The sequence below is a fragment of the Flavobacterium sp. UBA6195 genome (genome assembly GCF_002422095.1).
GTDB lineage: Bacteria > Bacteroidota > Bacteroidia > Flavobacteriales > Flavobacteriaceae > Flavobacterium.
In genome coordinates this window covers 1-11840 of sequence record NZ_DITB01000124.1, presented here as the reverse complement: position 1 = coordinate 11840, position 11840 = coordinate 1, and the positions used below count along the sequence as shown (strand labels likewise).

The window sequence follows — 11840 nt, the reverse complement described above, 5'->3', positions numbered from 1 at the left end:
TCAAACTATAAAAATGATCAACTTATTTAACGCACATATCGAAAACCTATCTATTCATAGAGTAGGAAATAAAAGTAGAAACGAAGCTATTTTCTTATCTGAAAATCCATACGGATTGAATGATGAAATCATGCCTTTGTTGAAGGAATTTTTCTTTAAACCTTTCAGAGAAAAAGAAGAAAACTACTTTCAGTTTGCTCATGAAGTAGATTTAGAATATAACGAAATGTACAATTTTGCAACAGAAGTTTTCAATAACCCTAGCGAAATTCACAACGTTTCAAAAAAAATTACGAAACACCTTTTTGAGCAATCAAATCATCCACATATTAAAAACGGAGAAGTGTATGTTGCATATTTCACACACGTTTCAATTGATAATAATGTAGTAGATGCTATAGGAGTTTTCAAAAGTGAAGTTCAAACCGATTTCTTACAATTCGAAGAAAACGGAAACAACTTAGAAATGATTTTACAACAAGGAATCAACTTGAATAAGTTGGACAAAGGTTGTATTATTTTCAATTACAAAAAAGAAGAAGGCTACAAAATTTTAACTGTAGATAGCAACCGTTATGATGCACGTTATTGGTTAGAACATTTCTTATCAGTTGATGCGTTTCAAGACGAAAACTTCATGACGAAGAAATACTTAAAATTCTGTCAAGAGTTTGCCAAAGAAGTAGTTTTACCTGCCGAAGACAAACAACAAGAAGTGTTGTTCATGAACCGTGCTATTAATCACTTTGCAAAAAATGATGAATTTGAAGAAACGGCTTTCTTAAACGAAGTAATGCAAAATCCAGAATTCATTCCAGAATTCAAAAATTACAAAGTAGATAAAGGTGCAAAATACAGCATTGAAGACGTTTCAAGTTTTCCAATTGCAAATGCTGCCGTGACGGATGTACGTCGTACCTTAAAAAACACAATTCAATTGGATACGAATATCCAAATCAAATTGGATTTCATCAACCCAGAAAGTGCGGAGAAATTCGTAGAGAAAGGTTGGGACGAAGAAAAACAAATGTATTACTACTTGGTTTACTTTAATAAAGAACAGAAATCGTAAGGTATTTACATACAAATTATTAAACCTCAATCACTAATTCGTAATTGAGGTTTTTTTTGAAAGAACTTTAACAAAATATTTTGTTTAACTTTTTTGATTTTAAATTAAACATTCTGTACCTTTGAGAAAAATATTTAAAATCATGGCAAAAAAGAAAGAAATAAACAAAGAAGGCATTTTAAGTTTATACATCGATTATTTCTTAGAACACAACAAGCAACCGCAATCGGTTTATTTGTTTGCCAAACATGCTGGTTTTGAGGAAGGTTTATTTTACAAACATTACGCTTCTTTTAACCAAATTGAGCAAAACTTTTTCACTTCGCTATTCGATAATACATTAGAATTATTAGGAAATAGTGATGAATTCGTTTCCTACGATGCTCGCACGCAATTGTTGAGTTTCTATTTCACTTATTTCGAAATGTTAACTGCTAATAGAAGTTTCGTGGTAGCGTTATTGAAAGAAGACAAAAACAAATTGAAAAGTTTGTCAAAATTGAGTGAATTAAGAAAAAGCTTCAAACAATTTTACGACACTTTAGACATTGAAAAAATCGATTTAAAACAAGAAAAGTTAATCGAAATTCAAGAGAAAACCATGAGCGAAATGGCTTGGTTCCAATTCTTATTCACTTTGAAGTTTTGGATTGAAGATACGTCAATTTCATTTGAAAAAACCGATATTTTCATTGAAAAATCTGTCAATACCAGTTTTGACTTGATGGATACTACTCCATTCAAAAGTCTAATTGATTTTGGAAAATTCATGTGGCACGAAAGAGGCTCATTTAAAATGTAAGCGAAAACCATATGAAAACAATCGATAGTATCCCAACATCAAAAATCCAACGTGCTTCTAAGTTGATTCAAACCGGAGCTAAAGTGGGCGTAAATTATCTCAAATATTACGGAGATAAAATCACCAAAACCGAAGAAGAAGCAAAAGAATCGCTGAACAAAAATAACGCTGCCGACATTTACGACAGTTTAAAGCAACTAAAAGGAAGTGCTTTGAAAGTCGCACAAATGTTAAGTATGGATAAAAATATCTTACCAAGAGCTTACGTGGAGAAATTCTCGTTGGCGCAGTTTTCGGTTCCGCCGTTGTCTGCTCCTTTGGTAAATAAAACCTTTAAAAATTACTTTGGTAAGCAACCAAACGAAATATACGATACCTTCAATGCCACTTCAATAAACGCGGCTAGCATTGGTCAAGTGCACCAAGCTACCAAGGATGGGAAAAAACTTGCTGTGAAAATTCAATATCCAGGAGTGGCAGAAAGTATTAGTTCGGACTTGGCTTTAGTGAAACCTATTGCCATTAAAATGTTCAACATAAAAGGAAAAGATTCGGATAAATATTTCAAAGAAGTTGAAGACAAATTGATTGAAGAAACCAATTACATCAACGAGGTAAAACAAAGTATGGAAATGGCGGAAGCTTGTAAAAACATTCCAAATTTGGTTTTTCCAAAGTATTATCCAGACTGGTCATCAGAGAAAATCATTACGATGGATTGGATGACAGGCGAACATTTATCAGAATTTACCGCTCATAATACTGATGCTGAGAAATCAAATATTTTAGGCCAAACGCTTTGGGATTTTTACATGTTTCAAATGCACAATTTGAGAAAAGTCCATGCTGATCCACATCCTGGAAACTTCTTAATTACTAAAGATACAAAGTTAGTAGCTCTAGATTTTGGTTGTATCAAAGAAGTTCCAAATGATTTTTATGTACCGTATTTCGAATTAGCGAAAAAAGAAAACTTGAACAATCCAGAATTCTTCCAATCGAAATTATACGAATTAGAAATTTTAAGAAAAGAAGACACGAAAGAAGAAATTGAATTCTTCACCGAAATGTTTCATGAATTATTAAGTTTGTTTGCACGACCTTTCCATGTTGAAGAATTTGATTTTTCAGACGAAGAATTTTTCGGTCAAATTGCCGATTTAGGTGAACGCTATTCCAAAAATACCGAATTACGCAACATGAACGGAAATCGAGGTTCGAAGCATTTTATTTACATTAACCGAACTTTCTTTGGTTTATACAATTTAATGCACGATTTAAAAGCAACTAAAGTTAAAATCAACAACTTTATTCAATATTAACTTTTGCCCCAAGCAATACCTTTAAATCCCTAATCGAGCCATAAGATTAGGGATTTTTTTTTGGGGCGTTACCATAAAGGTCGGGCTATTCGCTATATCTTTTATTCCGCTTTAGGCTCCATAAAAGGATGCCGCTGCTATCCCTAACGCAAATTCGAATTCTGTTGAAGATTGGTTACAAAAACTTTCATCCGTAACAAAACTAAAATTCGTTCGTCTTATCTATAAATCAAAAAACGAACAAACTTGGAAACCATTTTAAAAATCTCGAATCTCAACAAGATTTTCAATAAACACTTGCATGCCGTTAAAAATGTTTCTTTCGAAATCAAAAAAGGAAATGTTTACGGAATTTTAGGTCCAAACGGCTCAGGAAAATCTACTACTTTAGGAATTGTATTAAATGTTGTCAACAAAACTTCAGGCGATTTTGAATGGTTTGGCGGAAAAGTTGCAACGCATGACGCCTTGAAAAAAGTAGGTGCCATCATCGAAAGACCCAACTTTTATCCTTATATGACCGCTAAAGAAAATTTGGAATTGGTTTGTAAAATCAAAGTAACGCCATTTTCAAAAGTGGATGAAAAGTTAGAATTAGTTGGGCTTTTAGAACGTAAAAACGACAAATTCAGAACCTATTCGTTAGGAATGAAACAACGTTTAGCCATTGCTTCTGCCCTATTAAACGACCCAGAAATCCTAATCTTAGATGAACCAACAAACGGTTTAGATCCGCAAGGAATTCGTCAAATTCGAGATATTATAAAAGTAATTGCATCACAAGGAACAACCATTTTATTGGCTTCACATTTGTTAGACGAAGTGGAAAAAGTGTGTAGTCATGTGGTAGTTTTACGAAAAGGCGAAATGTTGTATCAAGGAACCGTGCACAACATGATTGAAAACAACAGTTTCTTTGAACTAAAATCAAATGATATTATTCGATTAAAAACCGTTTTAGACCAACATTCTTTTATAGAAAACACTATTGAAGAAGATGGAAAACTAATGGTTTATCTAAAACAAGACATTGCCGCTCAAGATTTGAATTCGTATTTATTTGAGCAAAACATTGTCTTAGAACATTTGGTAAAAAGAAAAAACAGCCTTGAAGAACAATTCCTTGAATTAACAAAAAACTAACCATCTGATGAAAAGATTACTTTCTATAGAATTTCAAAAAATTTGGAAAAACAAAGCCAGTCGTGTTTTATTATTAACCTATTTTATTTTACTAAGTTTCATTGCCTTAATTGCCTCAATAAAATTTAGTATTGGAACTTTCGAGATTAGAATTGCTGACCAAGGGATTTTCAACTTTCCCTATATTTGGCATTTTAACACTTATGTTGCGGCATTTTTCAAGATATTTTTAGCCATTGTAATTGTTTCTATGATGGCAAATGAATACACTTACGGAACGCTAAAACAAAATCTCATTGACGGATTAAGCAAAAAAGAATTTATATTTTCTAAGTTTTTAGTTGTTGGCTCTTTTGCTGCTGCTTCAACAATTTTTGTTTTCATAATGTCTTTAATTCTAGGTTATTCCTTCTCATCATACAATGAGTTATCAATCGTTTTCAGTGATTTAGAATATTTATTAGCTTTTTTTATCAAACTTTTTGCTTTTTTCTCCTTCTGTTTGTTCTTAGGAATTTTAGTAAAGCGAAGTGCTTTTGCTTTGGGGTTCTTGTTCGTTTGGTTCGTAGGTGAAAACATCTTTTATTGGTTATTAAAATTTGTAATTTTAGGTGGTGATGATAAACATAAAAACTTTGGAGATACAATTATTCAATATTTTCCAATAGAATCAATGAGTAATTTAATCAAAGAACCTATTACTCGATTAAGCGCAATTAAAACAATTGAAAATGCAGTTGGAGGTGCTCAAACCGCTAAAGATTACAGCATTCATTTCTCACAAATTAGCATTGTTTTAGTCTGGACTTTTATATTTATTTTAACATCTTATTACATTCTTAAAAAGCGCGATTTGTAGTATCTTTGCAGATGATATGAGTAGATTAAAATATATCATTTTCTGTTTGGTTTTTGGGCTTGGAATCCAATTTGGAAACGCTCAAAATATTTCGGTTGATGAAAGTTACACCCCACAAGATTTAGTTGAAGATATTTTAATCAACAGCCCTTGTGCTAACGTTTTTAATGTGAGTGTTTCTGGAGGAAATTTTGCTTCAGGCGAAAAAAGTTTTGGCTATTTTGATGCTACAGGAACTACATTTCCTTTTCAAAATGGTATTATTCTTTCCACAGGAAAAATCAATAATGCTCCCGGACCTAATATTTATCTTTCTGATGACGGTGGTGGCATAGGTTGGAATGGTGACTCTGATTTAAATGATGCTTTAGGATTAAGCAATACTTTTAATGCTACTATTTTAGAATTTGATTTTATTCCTTTAGGAAACAGAATTAGTTTTGATTATATTTTTTCATCCGAACAATACCTAACAAATCCATCTTCTAATCAATGTAACTATACTGATGGATTTGCATTTTTATTAAAAAGAAACGGAGAGACAAATTATCAAAATTTAGCAGTGGTTCCAGGTACCAATATTCCTGTAAAAGTGAATACTGTGAGAGGCTCTGGAACGATTTGTCCACCAGCCAATCAAGCCTATTTTGATGCTTTCAATGACACGAACCATCCCACTAATTTTAATGGTCAAACCAAAATTTTGAAAGCAGAGTCTGATGTTATTCCAGGAGAAACCTATCACATTAAATTAGTTATTGCCGACGAAGGAAATTATCGTTTTGATTCGGCTATTTTTCTTGGTGGTGGAAGTTTTAATTTCGGAATCGATTTAGGTGACGATCGCTTAATTGCAACAGGTAATCCACTTTGTCCTAGCGAAACATTAACTGTTGATGCTACTCAAGCTGGAGCAACTGGATACCAATGGTTTAGAAACACAAACACAATACCTGGCGCAACTAATCCTACTTACACTATTACATCTGCAGGAGATTATACGGTAAACATTTTTTATGGCACCACGTGTTCTCCTCCTTCCAATACACTTAAAATCGAATACGCAGAATCATTAGTAATCAATCAAGATTTATTTACAGAATGTGATGCTGATACTAATCAAGATGGAAAAACAGTTTTTGATTTAGATGTTATCAAAAATCAATTATTCACAAACCTTCCTACAGATTATAACATTTCATTTTTTGAAATACCTACAAGCACAACAGCTTTACCAACAAATTATACCAATACAATTCCAAACAATCAAACCATTTATGCTAGAATCATGAATATTCAAGGTTGTTATTCAGATTATCCTGTGAATTTAGTAGTAAATACATTTGATACTATTTTAGCGGATGAGACTATTGGCCTTTGTGAAAATTCTATATTAAATTTAGATGCTGGAAGCGGTTTTACCTCTTATGAGTGGAATACAGATCCACCTCAATTTACCCAACAAATAACCGTAAATTCTGGCGGAAGTTATGAAGTTACGGTAACAAACTCATTTAATTGCTCCAAAACAAAAACATTTACAGTTGAAGCTTCTGGAATTGCAACGATTGAAGATATAATCATTAACGATTTTCAAGAAAACAACTCAGCTACTATTCAAATTTCAGCCTCTAGTTTAGGTAATTATGAATTTTCACTAGACGACATTAATTATCAAGATTCTAATATATTCACCAATTTATTAGAGGGCGAATACACCGTTTATGTTAACGATAAAAAAAAATGTGGTGTTGCTAAAAGAACATTTTACATTTTAGATTATCCAAAATACTTTACTCCTAATGGCGATAATTATAATGATACTTGGTATATCAAAAATTTAAGAAAAAGAAATTTACAAAATAGTACAATTAGTATTTTTGATCGATATGGAAAATTAATAAAACAGTATAATGCTAATACAGAGGCTTGGGATGGAACATTTAATGGAAGTAATTTACCTTCAAATGATTATTGGTTCACATTGGAATTAACAAACGGAAAAACCATCAAAGGGCATTTTACATTAAAACGTTAGGCATAATAATTGCAGAATAGCTTACAAAATAATATATTCGCAGTATGATGCAAATACACGAAATTGAAGCTATAAAATTACTTTTAGCTACACCAAAAAAAATTACAATTGTGCCACATAGAAATCCAGATGGAGATGCTATGGGTTCAACTTTGGGCTTATATCACACATTAAAACAATTACAACATGAAGTAATTGTAATGGCTCCAAATGAATTTCCAGAATTCTTAGCTTGGCTACCTGAAAGCGAAAAAGTCATTATTTTTGAACGTAGTTTTGACACTTGCAAAGCTATTTTAGAAAAAACAGAATTACTTTTTACATTAGATTTTAACGCTTTGCATCGAACTGGTGACCAAATGGAAAATGCACTAAAAACGCTAACAGTTCCAAGTGTGATGATAGACCATCATCAAGCTCCAGATGGATATGCTACTTATACTTTTTCAGATACTACTTATGGCTCAACTTGTGAAATGGTATATGATTTTATTTACCAATTAGGTTTTGAAAACCTAATCAACAAAACAGTTGCAACATGTTTATATACTGGAATTGTTACTGATTCTGGAAGTTTTAGATTTCCTAAAACAACCAGTAAAACACACAAATGTGTCGCAGATTTAATTGATAAAGGCATAAACAATAGTGAAATTCACAATCTACTTTTTGATAACTCTTCTTACAATCGTTTATTATTATTAGGAAAGGCACTTCAGAACTTAAAAATACTTCCTGAATTCAAAACAACATACATTACCTTAACTCAAGATGAACTAAATGAATTTGGTCATCAAAAAGGAGATACAGAAGGAATTGTAAATTACGGTTTAAGCATAAAAGGAATTGATTTTACAGCCATTTTTATTGAACATAAAGAAGAAGGAATTATTAAAATTTCATTCCGTTCTCAAGGTGATTTCGATGTGAATCAATTTGCAAGAAATCACTTTAATGGTGGAGGGCATATTAATGCGGCTGGAGGAAAATCTTTTTCCTCCCTTGAAGATACGGTACAACAATTTATTGCTATTTTAGCAAAAGAAAAAAATTAACGAAAATGAAAATTCAAAATTTATTCCTTTTTGGTGCAATCATTTTAATAGCTAGTTGTTCGCAACAACAACAAGCTAGAAAACCAATAACGCACTCTTCTGGAACTTTTATAAAAGAATCTATAGAGCGTAATAAAATTTTAATTGCAGACGAAGAAGATTTAATAGCTGAAATAATTAAAAATGATTCACTAAAATCATATATTGCTTCAAATAAAGGATACTGGTACAAATACGAAACTAAAATTGAAGAAATTTCGCCTACACCAAAAAGAGGTGATATTGCTTTTTTTGATTATGAAATCAAAGATTTAAAAAGCAGAATCATTTACACAATTGCCGATACAAAACCTCAAGTTTATTATGTAGACAAAGAAAACATTATGATGGGATTACGTGATGGAATTAAATTAATGAAAAAAGGAGAAACTGTTACATTCTTATTTCCATCACACATGGCATACGGTTATCATGGAGATGACAAAAAAATTGGTTCTAACGAACCCTTAATTTGTACAGTAAGTTTAAACGATATTAAATTAGATCCACAAACTAAAAAATAATCCCAAATGAAAATTAAAGCCCTTTTACTACTAAGTTTTGTTACACTATTTGCTTCATGCACTAAATCATACGACAACCTGCAAGAAGGATTATATGCTAATATCGAAACTTCAAAAGGAAGTATAGTCGTAAAATTAGAATTTGAAAAAGTTCCCAATACTGTTGCCAATTTCGTAACATTAGCCGAAGGTAAAAATCCATTTGTTAGCGAAGAATTTAAAGGCAAACCTTTTTACGACGGATTGAAATTTCATCGAGTTATTGCTGATTTCATGATTCAAGGTGGCGATCCAAACGGAGATGGTTCTGGTGGTCCTGGTTATAAATTCAAAGACGAATTTCATCCCGATTTAAAACATTCTAAAGCAGGAATTTTATCAATGGCAAATGCTGGTCCAAGTACCAATGGTAGCCAATTTTTCATAACTCACAAAGAAACACCTTGGTTAGATAATTTACATACTGTTTTTGGTGAAGTCGTTGAAGGTATAGAAATCGTAAATGCAATTGAATCTGACGATTTAATTGAAAAAATCCAAATAATTAGAATTGGAAATAATGCAAAGAAATTTGATGCAGTAAAAATATTTAAAAATTACTATGCTTTAGTAGAAAAAGAAATTATTGAAGCTGAAGAAAAAGCAAAACAAATCATTGAAGAAAAAGCAAAAGAAATTACCATACTAAAAACATCCGGTACAAAAACAAAATCAGGTTTAATTTACAAAATCATTAAAAAAGGTAGTAATAATAAACCTTCAAACGGAACACAAGTTAACATAAACTATGCTGGATTTTTAGAAAATGGTCAGCTTTTTGACACAAGCTATGAAGATATTGCGAAATTATTTGGCAAATATAATATTCAAAGAGCACAGCAAGGCGGTTATACTCCAATTCCATCAACAATAGGTAATTTGCAATTTATACCCGGTTTTATTGAAGGAATTAACATGATGAATTTTGGAGACAAATTAATGCTATTTATTCCATCAGAATTAGGATATGGTCAAGAAGGTGCTGGTGATGTTATTCCTCCTAACGCAAATATTGTATTTGAAATTGAACTCTTAGAATTTAAACCATTAAATAACAAATAAAATGAAAAAAATTTCTAATTTATTAGTACTAATAATTAGCTACACCACACTCAGTATAGCACAAAATAAAACACAAGAAGGAATTTTTGCTGAATTTAATACATCAAAAGGAAAAATTGTTGCAACTTTAGAATACAAAAAAACACCTATTACAGTTGCTAACTTTATTTCGCTTGCAGAAGGCAAAAATCCAAAAGCAGATGCAAAATTTAAAGGAAAACCATTCTATAATGGATTAAAATTTCATAGAGTTATTGCTGACTTTATGATTCAAGGTGGTTGCCCAGAAGGTACAGGTACTGCTGGACCAGGATATAAATTTGAAGATGAAATTGTTGCTGATTTAAAGCATTCAGGTAAAGGAATTTTATCAATGGCTAATGCAGGACCAGCTACAAATGGAAGTCAATTTTTTATTACCCATAAAGCTACACCTTGGCTAGATGGCAAACATACTGTTTTTGGTCATGTAATAAGCGGCCAAGAAGTAGTTGACAAAGTTGCCCAAAATGACGTGATTACTTCTATAAAAATCATCAGAGTGGGCAAAGAAGCTAAAAAATTCAATGCTGAAAAAACTTTTGCTGATTACTTTGTAAAAAAAGAAGTTGAAGAAAAATTGGCTGCTGAAAAACAAAAAGAAGCAAAAGAAAAAGCTTTAAAAGAATTTGCTAATGCTGCCACAACTCCTAGCGGTTTAAAATATATCGTTTTACAAGAAGGAACAGGTAATAAACCAGTTGCAACTAGTAACGTTAAAGTACACTACACTGGAATGTTCTTAGACGGAAAAGTTTTTGATAGTAGTGTACAAAGAGGTGAAACAATTGATTTTGGTTTGAACCAAGTAATCAAAGGTTGGACAGAAGGCGTTCAATTAATGTCAGAAGGTTCAAAATATAAATTTTATATCCCTTCAAATTTAGCATACGGCGAAAGAGGCGCAGGTGGTGTTATACCTCCAAATACAGATTTAATTTTTGAAGTTGAATTAATTAAAATCAATCAATAATAAATAAGCCGCTAAAATAATTTAGCGGCTTATTTATTGCTATTAAAATTTCCAATCGAAATCATCTTCTTTTTCTTTGAAAACTGCACCAAGTTCAATCTTAACTATTTCATTATAATCTAGGTGAAAAAACAACCAGTTTTCTTCGTTAAAATAACTTAATATTCCTTCGGAAGTATCTGACTCAAAGTATTTAACTTTATTCTTCTCCAAAATTGGATATACTTCACTCCAATTTTTACCAATTAAAGAAGTGTTGAACAACTTCACCATTGAATTAGAAGTCGTCATATAACCTAATCTAAAGTCTTCTTCTTTGTAAAAAGTTAAACGTAACTTTCTTGAATTGTATATGAAAACAACATTTTCGTCTTCATCTTTGTAACTTGAATCAGGTTTACCCAAAATTTTAATTACATCATGCTCTTTCATTCCAAAAAGCAAATTGTCAATTCCATATTTTAATTTTATTTCCATTCTATATAATGCTAAAAAATCCCGACTTTCATCGGGATTTAAAAATTATGCTATTTTGAAACGTTTTCTATCGTTTTCATTCAAATAGATTTTACGTAAACGTAACGATTTTGGAGTTACTTCTACATACTCATCTTTTTGAATGTACTCTAATGCTTCTTCTAATGAGAATTTGATTGCAGGAATAATTCTTGCTTTATCATCATTTCCAGAAGAACGTACGTTTGTTAATTTTTTTGTTTTAGTTACATTCACCACCATATCATCTCCACGTGAATTTTCACCAATTACCTGACCTTCGTAGATATCTTCATTCGGGTCAACGAAGAATTTACCTCTGTCTTGTAATTTATCAATAGAATAAGGAATTGCTTTTCCGTTTTCCATAGAAATTAA

At 31.5% G+C, this 11840-nt stretch carries 11 protein-coding genes and 1 pseudogene; 10 read left to right on the top strand and 2 right to left on the bottom strand.

All coding sequences use genetic code 11. The annotated features are described in order from the left end of the window. Positions 1 to 13 precede the first annotated feature (13 nt). The 10 genes from B4I81_RS10980 (at position 14) to B4I81_RS10935 (ending at position 10967) form a co-directional block, all read left to right on the top strand. Positions 14 to 1072 (top strand): nucleoid-associated protein, encoded by a 1059-nt coding sequence (locus tag B4I81_RS10980; RefSeq protein ID WP_291110598.1) that lies wholly within the window; start codon positions 14 to 16, stop codon positions 1070 to 1072. 142 nt (positions 1073 to 1214) lie between these two features. Beyond that, a complete protein-coding gene (locus B4I81_RS10975; protein WP_291110597.1) occupies positions 1215 to 1874 on the top strand; it encodes a TetR/AcrR family transcriptional regulator in 660 nt (219 codons plus the stop codon). 11 nt (positions 1875 to 1885) lie between these two features. Then, complete coding sequence (locus B4I81_RS10970; protein ID WP_291110596.1) at positions 1886 to 3196, top strand: ABC1 kinase family protein; 1311 nt, start codon at positions 1886 to 1888, stop codon at positions 3194 to 3196. A 246-nt stretch (positions 3197 to 3442) separates the two neighbouring features. Then, complete coding sequence (locus tag B4I81_RS10965) at positions 3443 to 4339, top strand: ABC transporter ATP-binding protein (RefSeq protein ID WP_291110595.1); 897 nt, start codon at positions 3443 to 3445, stop codon at positions 4337 to 4339. Between the two features lie 7 nt (positions 4340 to 4346). Next, positions 4347 to 5198: an ABC transporter permease gene (locus B4I81_RS10960; protein ID WP_291110594.1), complete on the top strand. Its 852-nt coding sequence runs from the start codon at positions 4347 to 4349 to the stop codon at positions 5196 to 5198. 16 nt (positions 5199 to 5214) lie between these two features. Beyond that, a complete protein-coding gene (locus B4I81_RS10955; protein WP_291110593.1) occupies positions 5215 to 7236 on the top strand; it encodes a T9SS type B sorting domain-containing protein in 2022 nt (673 codons plus the stop codon). Positions 7237 to 7280: 44 nt separating this feature from the next. After that, positions 7281 to 8291: a DHH family phosphoesterase gene (locus B4I81_RS10950; RefSeq protein ID WP_291110592.1), complete on the top strand. Its 1011-nt coding sequence runs from the start codon at positions 7281 to 7283 to the stop codon at positions 8289 to 8291. Positions 8292 to 8296: 5 nt separating this feature from the next. Then, positions 8297 to 8854, top strand: coding sequence for a gliding motility-associated peptidyl-prolyl isomerase GldI (gene gldI, locus B4I81_RS10945; RefSeq protein WP_291110591.1), 558 nt, complete (start codon positions 8297 to 8299; stop codon positions 8852 to 8854). A 6-nt stretch (positions 8855 to 8860) separates the two neighbouring features. Beyond that, complete coding sequence (locus B4I81_RS10940) at positions 8861 to 9955, top strand: peptidylprolyl isomerase (RefSeq protein WP_291110590.1); 1095 nt, start codon at positions 8861 to 8863, stop codon at positions 9953 to 9955. A gap of 1 nt (position 9956) precedes the next feature. After that, on the top strand, positions 9957 to 10967 hold the full coding sequence (locus tag B4I81_RS10935; protein WP_291110589.1) for a peptidylprolyl isomerase: 1011 nt from the start codon (positions 9957 to 9959) through the stop codon (positions 10965 to 10967). Positions 10968 to 11009: 42 nt separating this feature from the next. On the opposite strand, the gene B4I81_RS10930 is transcribed toward B4I81_RS10935, so the two are convergent. Both B4I81_RS10930 and B4I81_RS10925 read right to left on the bottom strand, forming a co-directional pair. After that, positions 11010 to 11444, bottom strand: coding sequence for a hypothetical protein (locus tag B4I81_RS10930; RefSeq protein WP_291110588.1), 435 nt, complete (start codon positions 11442 to 11444; stop codon positions 11010 to 11012). A gap of 45 nt (positions 11445 to 11489) precedes the next feature. After that, positions 11490 to 11840 (bottom strand): annotated as a pseudogene (locus B4I81_RS10925) (translational GTPase TypA); the annotation flags it as partial.